Origin of the sequence: Microbacterium phyllosphaerae, assembly GCF_050628115.1 — a bacterium.
Lineage (GTDB): Bacteria > Actinomycetota > Actinomycetes > Actinomycetales > Microbacteriaceae > Microbacterium > Microbacterium phyllosphaerae_A.
The window spans coordinates 2436223-2456153 of record NZ_CP192502.1; the positions used below are offsets into that span (position 1 = coordinate 2436223).

At 67.9% G+C, this 19931-nt stretch carries 21 protein-coding genes and 1 tRNA gene; 11 read left to right on the top strand and 11 right to left on the bottom strand.

All coding sequences use genetic code 11. From position 1 onward, the window contains the following. Positions 1-33: 33 nt before the first annotated feature. Together ACQ4LY_RS11490 and ACQ4LY_RS11495 are read left to right on the top strand one after the other, a co-directional pair. Entirely contained in the window at positions 34-1077 is a 1044-nt protein-coding gene (locus tag ACQ4LY_RS11490) for a methionine ABC transporter ATP-binding protein (RefSeq protein ID WP_431071585.1), read from the top strand. Then, the gene (locus ACQ4LY_RS11495) at positions 1077-1736 is read left to right on the top strand and encodes a methionine ABC transporter permease (RefSeq protein WP_056312350.1); all 660 of its coding nucleotides are present in this window, start codon (positions 1077-1079) and stop codon (positions 1734-1736) included. Before ACQ4LY_RS11490 ends, ACQ4LY_RS11495 begins: the two co-directional genes overlap by 1 nt. On the opposite strand, the gene ACQ4LY_RS11500 is transcribed toward ACQ4LY_RS11495, so the two are convergent. Further along, a complete protein-coding gene (locus tag ACQ4LY_RS11500) occupies positions 1723-2646 on the bottom strand; it encodes a pseudouridine synthase (RefSeq protein WP_431075675.1) in 924 nt (307 codons plus the stop codon). The two genes, ACQ4LY_RS11495 and ACQ4LY_RS11500, sit on opposite strands and share 14 nt — an antisense overlap. Before the next feature lie 18 nt (positions 2647-2664). Then, on the bottom strand, positions 2665-3159 hold the full coding sequence (locus ACQ4LY_RS11505; protein ID WP_056513455.1) for a MarR family winged helix-turn-helix transcriptional regulator: 495 nt from the start codon (positions 3157-3159) through the stop codon (positions 2665-2667). A 71-nt stretch (positions 3160-3230) separates the two neighbouring features. Here ACQ4LY_RS11505 and ACQ4LY_RS11510 point away from each other — a divergent pair. The 6 genes from ACQ4LY_RS11510 (at position 3231) to ACQ4LY_RS11535 (ending at position 8807) form a co-directional block, all read left to right on the top strand. Continuing rightward, positions 3231-3302 (top strand) — tRNA-Gln (locus ACQ4LY_RS11510). 1 nt (position 3303) lies between these two features. Further along, a complete protein-coding gene (gene glmU / locus ACQ4LY_RS11515; protein WP_431071589.1) occupies positions 3304-4734 on the top strand; it encodes a bifunctional UDP-N-acetylglucosamine diphosphorylase/glucosamine-1-phosphate N-acetyltransferase GlmU in 1431 nt (476 codons plus the stop codon). A gap of 9 nt (positions 4735-4743) precedes the next feature. Further along, on the top strand, positions 4744-5778 hold the full coding sequence (locus tag ACQ4LY_RS11520; RefSeq protein ID WP_431071592.1) for a ribose-phosphate diphosphokinase: 1035 nt from the start codon (positions 4744-4746) through the stop codon (positions 5776-5778). 85 nt (positions 5779-5863) lie between these two features. After that, a complete protein-coding gene (locus tag ACQ4LY_RS11525) occupies positions 5864-6331 on the top strand; it encodes an FMN-binding protein (protein ID WP_431071594.1) in 468 nt (155 codons plus the stop codon). Between the two features lie 16 nt (positions 6332-6347). Beyond that, positions 6348-7205 carry an FAD:protein FMN transferase gene (locus ACQ4LY_RS11530; protein ID WP_431071598.1) on the top strand — a complete coding sequence of 286 codons (858 nt, stop codon included), beginning with the start codon at positions 6348-6350 and terminating at the stop codon, positions 7203-7205. 27 nt (positions 7206-7232) lie between these two features. Next, positions 7233-8807, top strand: coding sequence for a flavodoxin reductase (locus tag ACQ4LY_RS11535; RefSeq protein WP_431071601.1), 1575 nt, complete (start codon positions 7233-7235; stop codon positions 8805-8807). A gap of 349 nt (positions 8808-9156) precedes the next feature. Here ACQ4LY_RS11535 and ACQ4LY_RS11540 read toward each other — a convergent pair whose 3' ends face one another. From ACQ4LY_RS11540 to ACQ4LY_RS11555, 4 genes are all read right to left on the bottom strand, one after another. Continuing rightward, positions 9157-10629: a sensor histidine kinase gene (locus ACQ4LY_RS11540; protein ID WP_431071604.1), complete on the bottom strand. Its 1473-nt coding sequence runs from the start codon at positions 10627-10629 to the stop codon at positions 9157-9159. Positions 10630-10655: 26 nt separating this feature from the next. Further along, positions 10656-11384 carry a response regulator transcription factor gene (locus ACQ4LY_RS11545; protein WP_056312334.1) on the bottom strand — a complete coding sequence of 243 codons (729 nt, stop codon included), beginning with the start codon at positions 11382-11384 and terminating at the stop codon, positions 10656-10658. Between the two features lie 168 nt (positions 11385-11552). Next, positions 11553-13001, bottom strand: a complete 1449-nt coding sequence (gndA, locus tag ACQ4LY_RS11550) for an NADP-dependent phosphogluconate dehydrogenase (protein WP_431071607.1) — start codon at positions 12999-13001, stop codon at positions 11553-11555. A gap of 124 nt (positions 13002-13125) precedes the next feature. Further along, positions 13126-13251: a hypothetical protein gene (locus tag ACQ4LY_RS11555; protein WP_256381367.1), complete on the bottom strand. Its 126-nt coding sequence runs from the start codon at positions 13249-13251 to the stop codon at positions 13126-13128. A 221-nt stretch (positions 13252-13472) separates the two neighbouring features. Here ACQ4LY_RS11555 and ACQ4LY_RS11560 point away from each other — a divergent pair, with 221 nt between their 5' ends. Then, positions 13473-14081 carry a 50S ribosomal protein L25/general stress protein Ctc gene (locus tag ACQ4LY_RS11560; protein ID WP_431071611.1) on the top strand — a complete coding sequence of 203 codons (609 nt, stop codon included), beginning with the start codon at positions 13473-13475 and terminating at the stop codon, positions 14079-14081. Between the two features lie 119 nt (positions 14082-14200). Continuing rightward, a complete protein-coding gene (gene pth / locus ACQ4LY_RS11565) occupies positions 14201-14782 on the top strand; it encodes an aminoacyl-tRNA hydrolase (RefSeq protein ID WP_431071614.1) in 582 nt (193 codons plus the stop codon). Between the two features lie 42 nt (positions 14783-14824). Here the strand turns inward: pth and ACQ4LY_RS11570 are convergent, their stop codons facing one another. Both ACQ4LY_RS11570 and trpS read right to left on the bottom strand, forming a co-directional pair. Further along, positions 14825-15571, bottom strand: a complete 747-nt coding sequence (locus tag ACQ4LY_RS11570; RefSeq protein WP_431071617.1) for a hypothetical protein — start codon at positions 15569-15571, stop codon at positions 14825-14827. Between the two features lie 24 nt (positions 15572-15595). Continuing rightward, positions 15596-16573, bottom strand: a complete 978-nt coding sequence (gene trpS / locus ACQ4LY_RS11575) for a tryptophan--tRNA ligase (protein WP_431075676.1) — start codon at positions 16571-16573, stop codon at positions 15596-15598. Positions 16574-16657: 84 nt separating this feature from the next. On the opposite strand from trpS, the gene ACQ4LY_RS11580 reads away from it, so the two are divergent. Continuing rightward, positions 16658-16990 (top strand): hypothetical protein, encoded by a 333-nt coding sequence (locus tag ACQ4LY_RS11580; protein ID WP_431071619.1) that lies wholly within the window; start codon positions 16658-16660, stop codon positions 16988-16990. A gap of 36 nt (positions 16991-17026) precedes the next feature. Here the strand turns inward: ACQ4LY_RS11580 and ACQ4LY_RS11585 are convergent, their stop codons facing one another. From ACQ4LY_RS11585 to ACQ4LY_RS11595, 3 genes are all read right to left on the bottom strand, one after another. Further along, the gene (locus ACQ4LY_RS11585; RefSeq protein ID WP_431071622.1) at positions 17027-17869 is read right to left on the bottom strand and encodes an exodeoxyribonuclease III; all 843 of its coding nucleotides are present in this window, start codon (positions 17867-17869) and stop codon (positions 17027-17029) included. 10 nt (positions 17870-17879) lie between these two features. Continuing rightward, positions 17880-19085, bottom strand: a complete 1206-nt coding sequence (locus ACQ4LY_RS11590) for a YihY/virulence factor BrkB family protein (RefSeq protein ID WP_431071625.1) — start codon at positions 19083-19085, stop codon at positions 17880-17882. A 78-nt stretch (positions 19086-19163) separates the two neighbouring features. Next, the gene (locus ACQ4LY_RS11595) at positions 19164-19931 is read right to left on the bottom strand and encodes a succinate dehydrogenase iron-sulfur subunit (protein ID WP_056312315.1); all 768 of its coding nucleotides are present in this window, start codon (positions 19929-19931) and stop codon (positions 19164-19166) included.

A 19931-nucleotide genomic window follows, 5' to 3' on the forward strand; every position in this document is an offset into this window, starting at 1 on the left:
ATTCTTCGTTCCCGAAGCAGACCGGAGCACCACATGCCGATCGTCACCCTGACGAACGTCTCGAAGACCTACCCTTCCCGCACCCGTGAAGACGCCGAGGTCGTGGCCGTCGACGACGTCACCCTCTCGATCGAGAAGGGCGATGTCTTCGGCATCATCGGGTACTCCGGCGCGGGCAAGTCGACCCTCGTGCGGCTGATCAACGCGCTCGAACCCGCGACCGCCGGCACTATCACGGTCGACGACGTGGACATCACCTCTCTTCGTGAGAGCGACCTGCGCAAGGTCCGCGGCGGCATCGGCATGATCTTCCAGCAGTTCAACCTGTTCGCCTCGCGCAGCGTCAAGGCGAACATCGCGTACCCGCTCAAACTCGCCGGCTGGTCGAAGGCCGACATCGAGACGCGCGTCGCCGAGCTCCTCACCTTCGTGGGCCTCGCCGACAAGGCGAAGGCCTACCCCGAGCAGCTCTCCGGCGGACAGAAGCAGCGCGTCGGCATCGCCCGCGCCCTGGCCACCGGCCCCGCCATCCTGCTCGCCGACGAGGCCACCAGCGCCCTCGACCCGCAGACCACGCACGAGGTGCTGGATCTGCTCAAGCGGGTCAACCGAGAGCAGGGAGTCACGATCGTCGTGATCACCCACGAGATGGATGTCATCCAGACGATCGCCACCAAAGTCGCGGTCATGGAGAACGGTCGCGTGATCGAGCAGGGCGATGTCTTCGACGTCTTCTCCGCCCCGCAGAACCCCGCGTCGCAGCGCTTCGTCGGCACGGTCGTAAAGGGCATCCCCTCGCCGTCCGAGCTCGGCGTCCTGCGCGAGCGGCATCGGGGCCGCCTCGTCACCTTCTCGTTCCGCGACGGGGACTCGTCGCAGGCGCAGGTGTTCCTCGACCTCGCCGGCGCCGGCCTCGACTTCGAGCTCGTGTACGGCGGGATCAACGACATCCGCGGGCGGGCCTTCGGCCACCTCACGCTCGCGATCCGCGGTGAGAGCGCCGTGATCGACCGCACGCTGGGGGAGATCTCGCAGCGCGTCGAAGTCACCGAGATCGCCGGAGAGGAGGCGCGCTGATGGATCGTCTGAACGAACTGTGGCCCGAGTTCTGGAAGGCCGCGCTCGAAACCCTCTACATGACGTCGTTCGCACTCGTGCTCGGCGGCATCCTGGGTCTCGCGATCGGTGTCATCCTCTACGTGAGCCGGCCAGGCGGGCTCGCGCAGAACCGACCCGTCTCGGTCGTCGCGAACCTCGCGGTGAACTTCTTCCGCCCGATCCCGTTCGTGATCTTCATGGCCGTCGCGCAGCCCTTCGCCCGCGTGGTGGTCGGCACCGGCATCGGCACCACGGCCGGCGCGTTCATCATCGGTCTCGCCGCAGCCTTCGCGATCGGCCGCATCGTCGAGCAGCACCTCGTCTCGGTCTCGCCCGGAGTCATCGAGGCCGCCCGCGCGATGGGTGCCGGCCCCTGGCGCATCCTCTTCACCGTCGCGATCCCCGAATCCCTCGGACCGCTGATCCTCGGGTACACGTTCATCGTCGTCGCGCTCATCGACATGACCGCTATGGCCGGTCTCATCGGCGGTGGCGGTCTCGGTGCGTTCGCCCAGATCTACGGCTTCCGTCAGTTCGAGCCGCTCGTGATGTGGGCGGCGATCGTGCTGATCGTGGTGTTCGTGCACCTCGTGCAGATGCTCGGCACGCGGCTCGCGCGCAAGATCATGCGCCGCTGACGGGCGCGTCCTGCAGCGTGCGCGTCGTGGAGAACACCCTCGGCGCGCCGCTCAGCGGATCCACGAAGTGCAACTCGCGGGCGAGCAGCTGCATGGGGTGATCGAAGTCGTCGGGGCGCTCGCCGCGCAGCTCGGGGTAGAACGGGTCGTTCAGGATGCCGAGGCCGAGAGCTGAGAGGTGCACCCGCAGCTGATGCATCTTGCCGCTGTGCGGGCGCAGCAGCGTGTGCACGACGAGGTCGTCGGCATCGAGGACCTCGATCAGCGTCTCGGCGTTCGGCTCCCGTTCGTCGTCGACCTGCACCTTCAGCTCGTTGCGCAGCTTCACGATGTGGTTGCGGTAGACGAGGGGGAACCGCGACGCGTCCCAGTCGGCCGGGCGGGCGGAGACCGCCTCGTAGACCTTCTGCACCTGTCGGGTCTCGAACAGCAGCTGGTACGGCCCTCTGGTGGCAGGGCGGGCCGAGAACATGAGCACCCCGGCGGTCGCCCGATCGAGTCGGTGGATCGGTGCGAGCTCGTCGTTGCCGAGCAGATTGCGGAGGCGGATCAGCGCGGAGTTCTGCAGGAACTTGCCGCCGGGGATGGTCGGCAGGAAGTGCGGCTTGTCGATGACCACCAGGTCGTCGTCCTGATGGATGACCTCGATCTCGACGGGGAGCCGGGTCTCGACAGGGGGATCACGGTAGTACCAGATGAACTCCTCGACGCCCAGGGGTGTGTCGCGAGCCAGGGGAGTGCCGTCGCGGGCCACGATCTCGCCCCGGTCGAAACGGCTGAGCAGGCCTTCGGGATCGAGGTGGAAGAACCGGTCGATCATGTAGTCGCCCACGGTCGGCCATTCGCCGCTCATCGGGACGTGCAGACGCGTGGCGCCGACGCCGTCGCGCACCGGAAGAGGGGAGAGCATCGCCATGTCGTCGGTTCCTCACGCGTCGAAACTGAGGCTCAGCTTGCGCAGCAGCGCGGCGAGGCGGTCGCGATCGCCCTTGGAGAGAGCTTGCAGCAAGTCGTCCTCGACGTCGACGAGACGCGTGATCGCGGCATCCACCCTGATCCGCCCGTCATCCGTGAGCGTGACGAGCACGCTGCGGCCGTCGGCCGGGTCGCCCTCGCGTCGCACGAATCGGCGCCCGACCAGCCGGTCGATGCGGTTGGTCATGGTGCCGCTCGACACCAGCGTCTGCTGCAGGAGCTGCTTGGGGGAGAGCTGGAACGGTGCTCCTGCGCGGCGCAGCGCCGAGAGCACATCCCACTCCCAGGCCTCCAGGTCGCTGCGGCGGAACACGTCGCGCCGAGCGCGATCGAGCAGGCGGGTCAGCCGATCCATTCGCGACAGGACTTCGAGGGGCGAGAAGTCGAGGTCGGGGCGCTGGGTGTTCCAGGCGCCGACGATCCGATCAACCTCATCAGCCTCTGTCATCCGTCCATTATCGCCGGTAGCACGCAGGCGGACGTGGCAGACTTGATCCGCGGCTCCCTCGAGGGCCGCGGTCCGCCGTGGTGTAATGGCAGCACGACAGCCTTTGGAGCTGTTAGGTCTAGGTTCGAGTCCTGGCGGCGGAGCATGACTGGGAACAATCTCGCGATCATCATCCTCGCCGCAGGCCAGGGAACCCGCATGCGCTCGCGCCTGCCCAAGGTGCTGCACGCGATCGGTGGGCGACCGCTCGTCGGACACGTGCTCACGACCGCCGGCCGGCTCGGGGCCTCCCACGTCGAGGTCGTCGTGCGCCACGAGCGCGACCAGGTGATCGCCGCTCTCGAAGCCGACTACCCGGATGCCGTGTTCATCGATCAGGACGAGGTGCCAGGCACCGGACGCGCCGTGCAGGTCGCGGTCGACGCGCTTCCCGCATCCTTCGACGGCGACGTCCTCGTGCTCTCGGGCGACTGCCCGCTCGCGGATGCCGACACGCTGCGCTCGTTCCTCGACGCCCACCGCGAGGCGGATGCCGAGGCGACCCTGATGACCGCGGTCGTCGACGACCCGAACGGCTACGGTCGTGTCATCCGCGATGCCGAGGGCGGCGTCGACCGCATCGTCGAGCAGAAGGACGCCAGCGCCGATGAGGCGGCGGTTCGCGAGATCAACGCCGGCATGTACGTGTTCCGCGTCGGTACGCTCCGCAAGTACCTCCCGTCGGTGGGCGTCGACAACGCGCAGGGCGAGATGTACCTGACCGATGTCCCCGGACTCCTTCGCCGCGACGGCAGTCGAGTCGCGGCATCCGTGGTGTCCGACGTCACCGTGACGTATGGCGTGAACGACCGCGCGCAGCTCGCCGAGGTCGGTCGCCTCCTCAACCGTCGCATCGTCCGCCGCTGGCAGCTCGAGGGCGTCACGGTCATCGATCCGTCGACGACCTGGATCGACGACGACGCGACGCTCGCACCCGACGTCACGATCCTCCCGAACACGCACATCCTGCGCGCCACGACGATCGCTGAGGGGGCCATCATCGGACCCGACACGACGCTCGTCGACTGCGAGGTGGGCGAGGATGCGATCGTCCGTCGCACCGACGCGACTCTCGCCGTGATCGGCGCGGAGGCCACGGTCGGACCCTTCTCGTTCCTCCGCCCCGGCACCGTGCTCGGCGCCAGAGGCAAGATCGGCGCCTACGTCGAGACGAAGAACGCCGAGATCGGCGAGGGCAGCAAGGTTCCGCACCTGTCGTACGTCGGCGATGCGACCATCGGACGCGGCGTCAACCTCGGCGCGAGCACCATCACCGCGAACTACGACGATGTGAACAAGCACCGCACCGTGGTCGAGGACGAGGTGCACACCGGGTCGCACACGACCCTCGTCGCGCCCGTTAGGCTGGGAGCCGGCGCCAAGACAGGTGCCGGCGCCACAGTCCGCAAGGACGTCCCCGCCGGTTCCCTTGCCATGAGCGTCGCCCCTCAGCGCAACATCGAGGGTTGGGTCGAGAAGAACAGGGCAGGCACGGGCGCGGCAGACGCCGCAGCCCGATCCCGAGTGGCGGAATAGGCGAAAACGATGGCGCGCAAGAAGAAGACTGTCGATCTGGACCGGGACAACGGCATCGCCCCCGGACTCGTCGCCAAGACCAAGAAGCGACTCGTGGTCGCGGGTGGGCGTTCCCACCCCGCTCTCACTGCCGCGGTCGCCGCGTCGCTGGGCACCGAGGTCGTGCCCACCGAGCACCGCACGTTCGCGTCGGGGGAGATCTACGCCCGGTTCGACGTCTCGATCCGTGGATGCGACCTCTTCCTGATCCAGACCTTCGGTGAGCCGGTGAACGAGTGGCTCATGGAAGCGCTCATCATGATCGACGCCGCGAAGCGCGCATCGGCCAAGCGCATCACCGTCGTCGCCCCGTACTATCCGTACTCGCGCCAAGACAAGAAGGGCCGCGGTCGCGAGCCGATCAGCGCCCGCCTTGTCGCAGACCTTCTCAAGACGGCAGGTGCCGACCGCGTGATGAGCGTCGACCTGCACGCAGCTCAGATCCAGGGTTTCTTCGACGGTCCCGTCGACCACCTGTTCGCCAAGCCCGTGCTGCTGGACTACTTCGAGCGCACGCTGAGCGCGGAGGACCGCGAGATCCTCACCGTCGTCTCACCGGACATGGGGCGCGTGCGCGTCGCCGACACCTGGTCCGACAGCCTCGGTGCGCCTCTGGCCATCATCCACAAGCGTCGTGACCCGAAGGTCGCCAACCAGGTCTCCGTGCACGAGATCGTCGGAGCCGTCGAGGGACGCACCTGCCTCCTCGTCGACGACATGATCGACACGGGTGGCACCATCGTCAAGGCCGCCCAGGCGCTCAAGGCGAACGGCGCGCATCGCGTGATCGTCGCAGCGACCCACGCGATCTTCAGTGACCCCGCCTCCGAACGCCTTCAGGATGCATCGATCGACGAGGTCGTGATCACCGACACGATCCCTCTGACCGAGTCGCGCCGTTGGGACAAGCTGACGATCCTCCCGATCGCTCCGCTTCTGGGTCGCGCGATCCGCGAGGTCTTCGAAGACGGATCCGTCACGAGCATGTTCGGCGGAGACGCGTAAGCCACACCTATATCGGGCACAGCCCGCGCATAGATCATGTCCCTACGGTCGAATCAACACATCGATCAAGGCCGGGAGGACCATCATGATCCGCACGACTGTACCGACTTCTGTTCGCAAGGGCGCAGCTCTCGCCGGCGTCGCAGGGCTCCTCGTCCTTGCGGGATGCTCCGGCACCGCTGACGCCGAAGACCAGTCCACCGACACCGGGACCGACACGAGCACCGAATCCACCGATTCGGGAGCATCGACCGGCGACTACACCGACGGCACCTACTCGGCCGACGGCTCGTATCAGACGCCCGAGACGGTCGAGTCGATCAGCGTGACCCTCACGATCGCCGACGGCGTCGTGACCGAGGTCGAGGTGACGGGCGACCCCAAGGCCCGCGAGACCGAGCAGTACCAGGGACAGTTCATCGACGGCATCTCGGATGAGGTCGTGGGCAAGTCGCTCGATGAGCTGAATGTCAGCCGTGTCGCCGGCTCGTCGCTCACCAGCGGCGGCTTCAACGAGGCGGTCGACTCGATCAAGGAGCAGGCCGCCGCCTGAGGCGCCTGATACGGCGATGGCGATCTGGCGCTTCGACGCGATCGGCACGACCTGGGAGATCGAGACCTCGAACGAGCTCGGCACCGACGAGCGACAGCTCGTCGGCGCCGAGATCGACAGGTTCGACCGCGAATGGTCTCGGTTCAGACCAGACTCCGCGGTCACCCGTGTGGGGCGCGACGGCGGATCGATCTCGTCGCCGGACGCGGGCCCGATGCTCGACGCCTACCTCGACCTCTCGCGGGCGACGACGGGAGCGGTCAACCCGCTCGTCGCCGACAGCCTCGCAGCCCTCGGATACGACGCGTCGTACTCCCTCGTCGCGAGAGACCCGATCGCCGCGCCGCGGCACTGGACCGATCGCCTCCGATGGACTGAGGGGGACGTCATGGCATCCTCCCCGTCACTTCTCGACGTGGGCGCACTCGGCAAGGGTCGTCTCGTCGACATCGTGGCCGACGTGCTCGCCGAAGTGCCCGGTGATCTCGTCGTCGACGCGGGCGGTGACATGAGGGTGCGCGGCAGCGCGGTGCGCATCGGCCTCGAGCATCCGTACGATGCGAGCAAGGCGATCGGTGTGATCGAGCTGCAGGATGCGGCACTGTGCGCCTCGGCGATCAACCGTCGCGTGTGGGGCGACGGCCTGCACCACGTGCTCGATGCCCGCACCGGAGTCCCCGTGCGCACCTGGGCTGCGACCTGGGCGATCGCGCCTGCGGCGATGAGGGCGGATGCCGTCGCCACCGCGCTCTTCTTCGACGGCGGTCCCGGGCTCGCAGCCACGTGGGGCGTCGAATGGGTGCGGATGTCGACGGACGGCCGAGCCGAATGCTCGCCGGGATGCCCGGCGCAGCTGTTCACCGCACGCCACTGAGCCTTCGAAGTAGGGAAGAGTAGACCCGTGATCACCTCCATCACCGCCCTGCGCCAGCGCGTCCTCGCGCTGCTCGGCGGCATCTCGATGTACCGCCTGGTTCTGTTCTCGCTGCTGACGCTCGCGCTCATCGCGCTCGTGCTCTCGGCGCTCGGCGTGATCGTCTCGCCCGCACCGCTCGAGATCATCGCCTCGTTCATCGTTCTGGCGGTCGTGATCTCGCTCGTGGATGCGGCGGCGCAGCGAATCCTGCGCCTGCCCTGGCGCATCGAGTCCTCGCTCGTCACCGCGCTGATCCTGCTCTTCGTCCTGCGGCCCGGTTACGAGCCGACGGCGCTGCTGGGGCTCGCTATCGCCGGTGCGGTCGCGAGCCTGTCGAAGTATCTGATCGCCTGGCGCGGGCGGCACATCCTCAACCCGGCGGCGTTCGGCGCCGCCGTGGTCTCGATCCTCGGTTCCTTCGGAGCGTTCGAGTGGCTCGGCACGTCGTCCTCATGGTGGGTCGGCACGCCGTCGCTCTTCATCCCCGTGGCGATCCTCGGTCTCGCCATACTGTGGCGCACCGAGAAGGTGCGGATCGTGGTGATCTTTCTCCTCGTCGCGGTCGCCGTGTCGGTGCTGCGGCAGGCGGTGCAGGCACAGGAGTTCGCGATCTCCTTCGACCTCGGCTCCGCCCTCTCGTTCGCCGTGCTGCAGTCGCCGTTCCTGTTTCTCGGGGCGTTCATGCTGTCGGAGCCGTTGACACTGCCGCCTCGTCGCAGGCAGCAGTTCGCCGTAGCCGCGCTCGTCGGCGTGCTCGCCGGGTGGCCGATCGAGGTCGCCGGGCTCTTCACCCTCGGCCAGGAGCGCGCGCTGCTCATCGGCAACCTGCTCGCCTTCGCCTTCGCGCTACGGGGGTCGGTGCGCCTCGTGCTCGAGAAGCGCCAGTTCATCACCCCCACCGCGCAGGAGCTCACCTTCCGCGCGAAGGGCAAGGTCCGCTTCCTCCCTGGCCAGTACCTGGAGCTGGACGTGCCGCATCACCGGCCGGACGCACGAGGTACCCGTCGAGAGTTCAGCATCGTCTCGGCACCCGCCGACCTTCCGACACTGCGGATCGCGTACAAGGACGGCGATCAGAAGCATCCGTCGAGCTACAAGCGCGCGTTGGCCGCCGCGGAGCCCGGGTCAGCGCTCGCGGTGACGGGAACCTGGGGAGACTTCCTGCTGCCGCGTGCCGGGACCCCGGTGCTGATGGTGGCGGCCGGCATCGGTGTGACGCCGTTCGTGTCGCAGCTGCGCCAGCTGCAGCTCACGGGGCAGCGGCGTGACGTCGTGCTCGTGTACGTCGCATCCGACAGCGCGGAGCTCGCATTCCGCGACGAACTCGCCGCCACCGGTGCTCGAGTCGTCGTGTTCACCCGTGACGAGCCGGCCGATCTTCCCGCGCACTGGACGTGGGCACAGGGTGCCCGGCTCGACGCCGCGGGGTTGGAGCGGTACGTTCCCGACCTCGGCACGCGGCACTCGTTCATCTCCGGCCCGCCGCGCCTGATCGCCGATCTCGCCCCGGCCATGCAGAAGGCCCGGTCGCTCACGACCGACGCGTTCGCCGGCTACTGAGTCGGCCCGAGTCCGGGGGCCTTCGGGCCGGGGGCGGTCGCTCCCGTACCGGACGGGAACTCCCTGCGGGAACTCCCGTGTGGGAACTCCCGTGTGGGGCTGTGTGCGGGGTCACTTCCGCACGGAACCTCCCGTGCGGGGTCACTTTCGCACGGCAATCGTCCGTTTCGGATGCTTTTCTGGACCCGCCTGCGGGCGGGGCGGTGCGGATGGGGCGGTGCGGACACTGCATCCCGGGGCGGTGCGGGGTCACTTCCGCACGGGAATTCCTATGCGGGGTCACTTCCGCACGGGAACCGCCTGGTCCCGGTGCGAAAGTGGCCCCGCATAGGCAGGGAGAGCCGCGAGGTCAGTCGGTTGAGGTCTGAGCCGGGCTGATCGGGATGCGCACGGTGAACGTCGTGTCTCCGGGCTCGCTCGCCACGGCGATGTTTCCGCCATGCCCTTCGACGATCGCCTTGGCGATGGCGAGGCCGAGGCCCGTGCCGCCGGTCTGGCGGGCTCGGGAGCTGTCGCCGCGCGCGAAGCGAGCGAAGAGCTCGTCGCGCACACCGGGGTCGATGCCGGGGCCGTCATCGTGCACGCGAAGCACGGCCTCGTCGCCCTCGCGGCTCACGCTGAGCGTGATCGAGGTGCCGGCCGGAGTGTGCGTCCGCGCGTTGGCGAGGAGGTTCGCCACGACCTGGTGCATCCGTCCGGCGTCGCCGATGACGACGATCGGCTCTTCGGGGGCCTCGATGTTCCAGTGATGATCGGCCGCGGTCGGGCGGGCATCCGACAGCCCCTCCAGGGCGAGCTGCGTGAGGTCGACAGTCCCGTGCACGAGCTCTCGGCCTTCATCGAGGCGGGCGAGGAGCAGCAGGTCCTCGACCAGGCTCGTCATCCGCAGCGACTGGGCCTGGATGCGCTCGAGCGAGGTCGTCGTTCCTTCGATCGCGGCCGGGCCGCCCTGCTGCTTCAGAGCGCGCAGCGAGAGCTCCGAGTATCCGCGGATCGACGAGAGCGGCGTCCGCAGCTCGTGGCTCGCGTCGGCGACGAACCGTCGCATACGCTCCTCGTTCTTCTGTCGTGAGGCGAGGGAGTCGTTGACGTGGTCGAGCAGGGTGTTCAAGGATGCGCCGACGAGTCCGGTCTCGGTGCGGGGATCGGCCTCGGACGCGGGTACGCGCTCGGTGATCTGCACCTCGCCGCGATCGAGCGGCTGGTTCGCGACGCGCGTGGCGGTCGCCGCGACCGCGCGCAGCGGCCTCAGACCGACTCGGATTGTGATTGCCGTCGTCAGCGCGAGGAGGATCAGGCCGCCGATCGTCGCGAGGGCGATCACGGTGAGCAGCGTCGTCAGCTGATTCTGAATCTCGGTCCGGGGGAGACCGGTGACGACGTTGACGCCGTTGGGAGCCTGCTGCACGACGACCAGATACGAACCGAAGTCGTCGAGCGTCACCGTGCCGCTCGGGCGTCCATCGAGCGCCCTGTTGATGCGTTCGAGATCAGCGCTGGTGAGCGTCTGCGAGACTCCGCTCAATTCCCCTTTGGTGTCAGGGAAGACGACGCCGCTCGTGCCGCCCTCCGTGCTCGAGACAGCGAGCAGAATTCCTGGCACACCAGGAATCCTGTCCGCGAGGATCGTGTCGATGTCCGCGAACTGCGCCGGCACCTGGCTGACCCACTTGGTCACCTGAATCGAGTAGCTGCTCAGACGCGCCTCGAGTTGTCTCTCGAGAGTCCCGCCGACAAGCGCACTGGTGATGACGGCGACGATCACGAGGATGAGCGAGACGAAGCCGATCACGGCTGTCATGAGCCGGGTCTGCAGGCTCATCGGCCGCCGAGTCATCCTCGTCGAGCTCACTGGGGCGCCTTGATCATGTAGCCGACACCTCGCACGGTGTGGAGCAGCGGGGTGCGTCCGGCGTCGATCTTCTTGCGGAGGTACGAGATGTACAGTTCGACGACCGACGACTTGCCGCCGAAGTCGTAGCTCCAGACGCGGTCGAGGATCTGCGCCTTCGACAGCACGCGGCGCTCGTTGCGCATCAGATAGCGGAGCAGCTCGAACTCGGTCGCGGTCAGCTCGATCTCGGTGCCGTCGCGCACGACCTCGTGGCTGTCCTCGTTGAGGGTGAGGTCGGCCACGCGCAGGATCGACTGGCCGTCGTCAGCCGTCGCGTGCCCAGTGCGGCGGATGATCGCACGCAGGCGCGCGATGACCTCTTCGAGGCTGAACGGCTTCGTGACGTAGTCGTCTCCTCCGGCGGTGAGCCCGGCGACGCGGTCTCCGACGGCATCCTTCGCGGTGAGGAAGAGCACCGGCACGAGGCTGCCGGACTCGCGAAGGCGACGCAGCACGGCCATGCCGTCGAGGTCGGGCATCATGATGTCGAGCACCAGCGCATCAGGCTCGAACTCACGTGCGACCTGCAACGCCTCGAGCCCGGACGACGCGGTGCGCACCTCCCAGCCCTCCATGCGCAGTGCCATCGCCAGCAGGTCGGTGAGCATCTGCTCGTCGTCGACGGCGAGGATGCGCAGGGGCGAGCCGTCGGGGCGGCGCAGTTCGGGGAGATCGGTGCTCATGAGTACATTCTGCGGAATCTCCTATGGGGTTTCTATGGAGAGCGCTATGCGTCTGCTGGGAGGTACGCGTCATGGACTTCTCGTCTTCGATCCCTCGGACATCACCCGATGAGACATGACGAAGGCCCCGGCGGAATCGCCGGGGCCTTCGTCATGTGCGGGACGCGCTCAGTGCGTGTCTTCGGCTTCGATCTCGGTGCGGTCGCCCGACCACTGCGTGTGGAACGTGCCCGGCTTGTCGATGCGCTTGTAGGTGTGCGCACCGAAGAAGTCGCGCTGGCCCTGCACGAGGGCTGCGGGGAGGCGGTCGGCACGGATGCCGTCGTAGTACGACAGCGACGACGAGAACGCCGGAGCCGGGATGCCGGCCTGTGCCGCCGCGACCACGACGCGACGCCACGGTGCCTGAGCGCGCGTGATCGCCTCGGTGAAGTAGGGAGCGGTCAGCAGCACGGGAAGGCCCGGCTCTGCCGCGTACGCGTCGGCGATGCGGTTGAGGAACTGGGCGCGGATGATGCAGCCGCCGCGCCAGATCTTGCTGATCGCGCCGAGGTCGATGTTCCAGCCGTACTCGGCTGCGCCGGCACGGATCTCGTCGAAGCCCTGCGAGTACGCGACGATCTTCGAGGCGTACAGCGCGAGACGGACGTCTTCGATGAAGGCGGCCTGGTCGGTGACCACGAAATCCTCGTCGGGACCGGGCAGGGAACCCGCGACCTCGCGCTGCTCGGGGTGCGACGACAGCGAGCGGGCAAAGGTGGCCTCGGCGATGCCCGAGACGGGGACGCCGAGCGACAGCGCGGTCTGCACGGTCCACGCGCCGGTGCCCTTGGCGCCGGCCTGGTCGAGGATGACGTCGACGAGGGGCTTGCCGGTCTCGGCATCCACCTGGCGGAGCACCTCTGCGGTGATCTCGATCAGGTAGGACTCGAGCTCGCCCTTGTTCCACTCGGCGAAGATGTCGGCGATCTCGGCGGGGGACTTGCCCGTGCCGCGGCGGATGAGGTCGTAGGCCTCGGCGATCAGCTGCATGTCGGCGTACTCGATGCCGTTGTGCACCATCTTCACGAAGTGCCCGGCACCGTCATGGCCGACGTGCGTGACGCACGGCTCGCCCTCGGCGACGGCGGCGATCGACTTGAGGATCGGGCCGAGAGTGATCCAGGACTCGTCCGAGCCGCCCGGCATGATCGACGGGCCTGTGAGCGCGCCCTCTTCGCCACCCGAGATCCCGGCGCCGACGAAGTTGATGCCCGTCTCGCGGACGGCCTTCTCGCGGCGGATCGTGTCGGGGAAGTAGGCGTTGCCGCCGTCGACGATGATGTCGCCCGGCTCGAAGACCTCGACCAGCGAGTCGATCACGGCGTCGGTCGGGCCGCCGGCCTTGACCATGATGATCGCGGTGCGCGGCTTCTGCAGCGAGTCTGCGAACTCCCGGTACGTCTTGGCGGCGACGAAGCCGGCCTCAGGATGCTCGGAGACGAGGGTCTCGGTCTTCTCGTAGCTGCGGTTGAAGATCGCCACCGTGTTCCCCTCGCGGCTGGCGAGGTTGCGGGCGAGGTTCGACCCCATGACGGCGAGTCCGACGACTCCGATGTTCGCTGATGCTTCGGGCACAGATGGCTCCTAGATCGAGAAGAAAGGGATGCACCCAGATTATCGCGACGGCAGGGGTGCTTCTCCCGTGTGTCGCCGGAATGCGCTTCTCGCGAGCGTGCGGTGACCGCCCGATCAGGAGCGATCAGTCCTTGCGGTAGCCCGAGCGGCCGAGCGAGAAGAGTGCGGCGAACGTGAAGCCGGCAGCGCACACGGTCATGGCGCCGATGAGCCAGGCGATCGCGTGGGAGAAGAAGACGCCGTCGAGCATGAGAAGAACTCCGTGTTCTGCAGAGAGGGATCGTGTCCTCAGCCTACCGGCTCATCCGGTACCATGAGAGGAGTACCTCGGCGAGGGATGCTTCTGCGCGTGCGCTGGCATCCGTTATCGACGCGGCGAAGCAAGCCGGTGGCTTTCCTCACGTGTCTGCGTTCGAGAACAATTCCAAGACCACCGCGTAGCTCTCGCTGCGTGCCCCGAAGGAGAACCCCATGTCTGAAGACACCAAGGTCAAGGCCGAGCTCCGCGAGAGCTTCGGCAAGGGCTTCGCCCGTCGTCTGCGCGCCGCAGGCAAGATCCCCGCCGTCATCTACGGTCACGGCACCGAGCCTGTGCACGTCGCACTGCCGGGCCACCAGGTCTCGCTCATCATCCGCCGCGCCAACGCGCTGCTCGAGCTCGACATCGAGGGCAAGGCTCAGCTCGCCCTGGTCAAGGACGTCCAGAAGGACCCCGTGCACCAGATCATCGAGCACATCGACCTGATCGTCGTGAAGAAGGGCGAGAAGGTCGCGATCGACCTTCCCGTCATCGTCACCGGCGAGCCGGCTCCCGGCACGATCGTCAACCAGGACGCGAACACCCTGTCGATCGAGGCCGAGGCCACGCACCTCCCGCAGAACGTCGAGGTCTCGGTCGACGGTCTCGAGGACGGCACGCACATCACCGCTGCCGACGTCAAGCTCCCCAAGGGCTCGACGCTGCTGACCGACCCCGAGGTCCTGGTCGTCGCGATCTCGATCCCGGCGGAGGAGTCGCTCGAAGAGGACGAGGCCGGAGCCGACGAGGCTGCCGCCGAGGAGGCGCCCGCCGCGGAGTGATCTCCGCAGGCGCAGCGCACAGCTGACTGCATCACAGAGGGGGCGCGAGCAGATCGCGCCCCCTCTGTCGTATTCTGACCCGGGAACCGCACGGCGCCCGCATCCGAGAGGACGAGGACATGGCATCCACCTGGCTCGTGGTGGGGCTCGGCAACCCCGGCCCGCGATATGAGGCGACGAGACACAACATCGGCCAGATGGTGGTCGATGAGCTGGCGTCGCGACGGGGCGAGAGCTTCCGTGAGCACAAGGGCGGCGCGCGTGTCGTCGAGACCTGGCTGCGGCCGGGGGGAGACAAGCTGGTCCTCGCCAAGCCCAACACGTTCATGAACGTGTCGGGCACACCGGTCGCCGCTCTGGCGCGCTTCTATTCCGTGCCGGCCGAGCAGATCATCGTCGTCCACGACGAACTCGACATCCCCTTCGACACGGTCAAGCTCAAGACCGGAGGCGGGCACGGCGGACACAACGGGGTGCGCGACATCGCCCGGGCGATCACCACGCCCGACTTCCCGCGAGTGCGCGTCGGCATCGGGCGACCGGTCGGACGGCAGGATCCTGCCGACTGGGTGCTCTCTGCGTTCGGCAAGGACGAGCGCGCGAACCTGCCGATCCTCGTGTCGGACGCGGCGGACGCGGTCGAGCTGCTCGTCGCCGAGGGGCTGCTGGCGGCGCAGCAGAAGCACCACGCGCCACGCTGACCCGCCGCGTGATCCTTCGGCCGGCAGGCCGGGGCCGATGGACTAGGGCAGGAAGCCCGCTGCGGTGCCGGTCGAGACGGCGACGAAGAGCACGACCCAGAAGATGATCGGTCCGAGTACGGCGACGACCAGCGCGCCGATGCCGGCCCCGCGGGCCTGCTTCTTGCGGATGGCGAGGATGCCGATCACGATCGCGGCGATGCCGAGGATCGTTCCGGTCCAGAATGAGAGCTCGGCCCACAGCACCTGATCGCGTGCGGGGGAGAGGATCGACAGGAAATCGGGATCCGTCGTGTCGAGCCCGCCGGGGATCCGACGTCCGATCTCGAACCCGGCGATTCCGGCGACGATCGGCGTCACGACAGCGGCGACGATCGCGAAGATCAGAGCGAGGATGCCGAGGAGCCCGGACTTCTTCTGCTCCATCGCGGGCGCCTGGTATGCGCCGGCAGGAGCAGCGTACCCCCCGACAGGCACCTGGTACGCACCGGGAGGGGCGGCCTGGTAGGCCGGAACGCCGGGCTGGCCCGCGGGAGGAGAGGCGGGGTACACCGGGCTGCCCGCCGGGGCGGGGTATGCCGGTGCCGCAGGGGCGGTCGCGGAGGCGGGCTGGTAGGCGGGAGGAGCGGGCTGCTGGAACGCCGGAGAAGCGGGCTGGTACGCGGGCGGAGCCGGGGGAGCCGGGGCGTAGGCGGGCGGCTGCCGGTCAGCGGGCTGAGGCTCAGCGGGCTGGGGTGCCGGTGGCACGGGAGGAACGGCACCGGACGGGGGCAGCTGCGGATCAGTCACGCCCCCATCCTATGGCCGGTCGTGTCAGATGCGACGAAGCAGACCGACCCGGTCGTACACGGCGGCGAGAGTCGCGTCGGCGACGGCGTCGGCCTTGGCGGCGTTCGCCGCGAGGATCCGATCGAGCTCGGCGGGGTCGTCCAGGAGGTCGAGTGCGCGGGCGCGGACCGGCTCGAACTCGTTCACGACGACCTCCGCGAGGCCCTTCTTGAAGTCTCCGTAGCCGCGACCCGCATACTCGTCTTCGATCGCCGGCACCTGGCGACCCGACAGAGCCGCATAGATCGTGAGCAGGTTCGAGACACCGGGCTTGTTCTCCCGGTCGAAGCGCACGGAGCCCTCATTGTCGGTGACGGCCCGCATGATCTTCTTCGCCGACTTCGCCGGGTCGTCGAGCATCCACAGCACGCCAGCGTCGCTCTCGGCGGACTTCGACATCTTCGACGTCGGATTCTGCAGATCGTAGATGCGCGCCGTGTCCTTCTGGATCACCGGTCGGGGCACGACGAACGTCTCTCCGAAGCGCGAATTGAATCTCTCGGCGAGATCGCGGGTGAGCTCGACGTGCTGCTTCTGGTCGTCGCCGACCGGCACGACGTCGGTCTGGTAGAGCAGGATGTCGGCAGCCATCAGGACGGGGTAGGTGAACAGGCCGACGCTCGTGGCGTCAGCGCCGTATCGGGACGACTTGTCTTTGAACTGCGTCATCCGTCCGGCCTCGCCGAACCCGGTGATCGTGGAGAGTATCCACGCCAGCTCCGCGTGAGCACGCACGTGCGACTGCACATAGAGCGTCGACAGGGACGGCTCGATGCCTGCGGCGATGTACTGCGCGGCGGTGCGGCGGGTCTTCTCGCGAAGCTCCGCCGGGTCCTGCGCGACGGTGAGCGCGTGCAGGTCGACGACTGAGAAGTAGGCGTCGTAAGAGCTCTGCAGGTCTCGCCACTGCAGGAGCGCCCCGATGTAGTTGCCGATCTGCAGAGAGTCGGCGGAGGGCTGCATTCCTGAGTAGAGGCGAGGTTTCGTCACGATATCAATCCTATGGGGGTGGTGGTGGTGCGCGAGCCCGCGGGAGAGACTCGCCTCATGACGTCTGCCCCTGAGTCCGCCGGCCTCCCCGCGGAGCGTCGGGACGCCTTCTCCCGCATCATCGGCGTCGTGCTCACGGTGCTGTTCGGCGCACCTTTCGTGCTGCTCGCGTGGATGGCCTTGAGCAGCCGCTTCGGCTGGACGAACGGTGACCCGCACGGGTACGGGATGATCTTCGGGACGTTCCTCGCGCTCGTCACGGGCATCCTCGTCGCGATCGCGGTTCCGCTCGTGTTCCCGCGCGCACGCCGGGGCGCGGCATACCTGTGGAGCATGCTCGGCTACCTCGTGGTCGCAGCGGGACTGATCGTCGCTCTCGTCACAGCCTGATCGGCACCGGGCCGCCCGCGTCCGATGCGCGGGCCGTCAGTATGTGTAGTCGACCACGACCGGTGCGTGGTCGCTCCACCGCTGGTCGTAGGCCGCTGCGCGCGCGACGTGGTACGCGGTCGCCCGCTCCGCCAGCGCGGGGGTGGCCAGGTGGTAGTCGATCCGCCACCCGGAGTCGTTGTCGAAGGCCTGACCGCGCATCGACCACCAGGTGTACGGGCCCTCGACCTCGCCGTGGAAGGCGCGCCCGACGTCGATCCAGCCGAGTCCGGTGCCGCGGGTACCGTCGACGCCCTCGACGGTCTCGCCGGCTGCGCCGAGGAACCGATCGAAGTAGGCGCGTTCGCGGGGCAGGAACCCGGCCTTCTTGCGATTGCCGCGCCAGTTCTTGATGTCGAGTTCGCGGTGCCCCACGTTCAGATCGCCGGTGACGAGCGCGAGTGCGCCGTCAGCGTCGCCGAGTTCTGCGAGCCGGATGCCGAACGCATCGAGGAAATTCCACTTCTCCTCCTGCTTCGGAGTGTCGGCCTCGCCGCTGTGCACGTAGGCGCTGACCACGGTGAGCGGGCGGTCGCCGATCTGGAAGTCGGCCTCGATCCAACGGCCCTTCGAGTCGAAGTCGGCGTCGCCGAAGTCGGTGCGCGATGCGATCGCCGGCACGCGGCTCGCGATCGCCACGCCGGCACGACCCTTGGCCGTCGCCTCGTCGTGCACGAACGACCAGCCGGGGAGGGCGGCCTCGAGGTGCTCGTCCTGCCCGCGGACCTCTTGCAGGGTCAGGATGTCGACGTCGGCCGCGTCGAGCCAGCTGCTCATTCCGTTGCGAGCCGCCGCTCGGATTCCGTTGACATTGACCGAGGCGATACGCAGATGAGGCATGGTCACCAGCCTAACGAGGGCCGCCGACATCCTTCGACGGACGCTGCAGCTCCGCGAGGAGACGCTGGGCGAGGGGAGAGCTCTCGTCGACGGGCGGGGGACCGGATGCCTCGAGGGACTCGAGTTCGTTCTCCGCCGCACGCAGGGCGCGTTCGGTCTGCCAGCCGCGGTACCAGGGTGCGTCGCCACGAGCGGCGTGGGCTTCGCGTACCCGGATACGCGCAGCCTCGAGCAGCGTCCGGTACTCAGCCAGACGTCGCTCCGCCTCGGTCTGGGACAGCAGCGGGAGATCCCGGTCCTGGGCACTGACCGCGATCCATGAGGACGCCACCAGCATGACCACCCCGTTGACGCGGAACCACAGCAGAAGGCCGATGAAGATCGCGAACGTGGCGAGCAGGGGATTCGACGGGGTGTAGCTCAGGAGGAACCCCGCGCCGAACTGCAGGATCGTCATCGCCCCGCCGCCGAGGAGAGCACCGGGCCAGATCGTGCCCCAGTGCAGAGACGTGCCGGTGAGGAAGCGGACCATCGCCGCGAGCGCGGCCGACAACACGGCGAAGGACACCAGCACCGTGCCGATGCGGATGCTGGTCAGTCCATCGAGGGATGCCCCCCAACCCAGCAGGCTGAGGATCCAGGCCAGCGCGACGGCGCTTGCGGAGCTGAGCAGCGAGCCGACGATCAGCGAGGCGCCGAAGATCAGCGCCGCCAGCAGGTCGCGCGCTTTCAGGATGACGTAGCTGCGGCGATCGGGCGGCAGACCGAAGATGTCCCTCGTCGCGCGCCGCGAGAACGTCACCCATCCGATGGCGGTCCAGATCACGGTTCCGAGGGCGATCAGACCTGTGACGCTCAGGATCCCCGTGGTGCTGGCCGCGATCTCCTGCACCTGGTCCGGGGTGAACACCCCGCCCTGATCCTGGATCAGATTCGGGATGTAGCTGTTGATGATGTCGATCATGCCGTCGACCGCCTCGCTGCTGCCACCGAGCCAGAGGCCGGCGATCGCGAAGGCGAGGTAGATCGCCGCGAAGATCGCGAACAGCGCCTGATAGCTCACGCCCGCGGCGAGGAGGAATCCGTTGTGCTGCAGGAAGTGACGCCACACGCGCACCGGGAACAGGCCCAGTGTGCGCCTCGTCAGCGCTGTCGCTCTTTCGACAGCCGCATCGAGGCGGCCGCCCTCTGACTCCTCGCGATCGGGATCTGACACGTCTTCACCTTATCCACACGACGAAAACGGGCGGGATCCCCGTGGGGAGCCCGCCCGATCTCGTCGATGTTCCGTGCGTCAGGCGCGACCGCGCAGCACAGCCTGCTTGACCTCGGCGATGGCCTTGGTGACCTCGATGCCACGGGGGCACGCCTCGGAGCAGTTGAAGGTCGTGCGGCAGCGCCACACACCTTCTTTGTCGTTGAGGATGTCGAGGCGCACGGCGGCGTTGTCGTCGCGCGAGTCGAAGATGAAGCGGTGCGCGTTCACGATCGCGGCGGGGCCGAAGTACTGGCCGTCGGTCCAGAAGACGGGGCACGACGAGGTGCATGCGGCGCAGAGGATGCACTTGGTCGTGTCGTCGAAGATCTCGCGATCCGCGATCGTCTGGACGCGCTCCTTGCCCTTCTCGGGAACCGAGTTCGCGACGAGGAAGGGCTGCACCTCGCGGTAGGAGGCGAAGAACGGCTCCATGTCGACGACGAGGTCCTTCTCGAGCGGCAGTCCCTTGATCGCCTCGACGTAGATCGGCTTCGAGATGTCGAGGTCTTTGATCAGCGTCTTGCAGGCGAGGCGGTTGCGGCCGTTGATGCGCATGGCGTCGGAGCCGCAGATGCCGTGGGCGCAGGAGCGGCGGAACGTGAGGGAGCCGTCGACCTCCCATTTGATCTTGTGCAGTGCGTCGAGCACGCGGTCGGTCGAGTACAGCTCCACGTCGTAGTCGACCCAGTGCGGCTCGGCGTCGACCTCGGGGTCGAACCGGCGGATGTTGAACGTGACGATGAAGGACTGGATGCCCGTCTCTTCGGTCGTGTCAGCGGGAGCTTCAGCGATGGCGTTGGACAT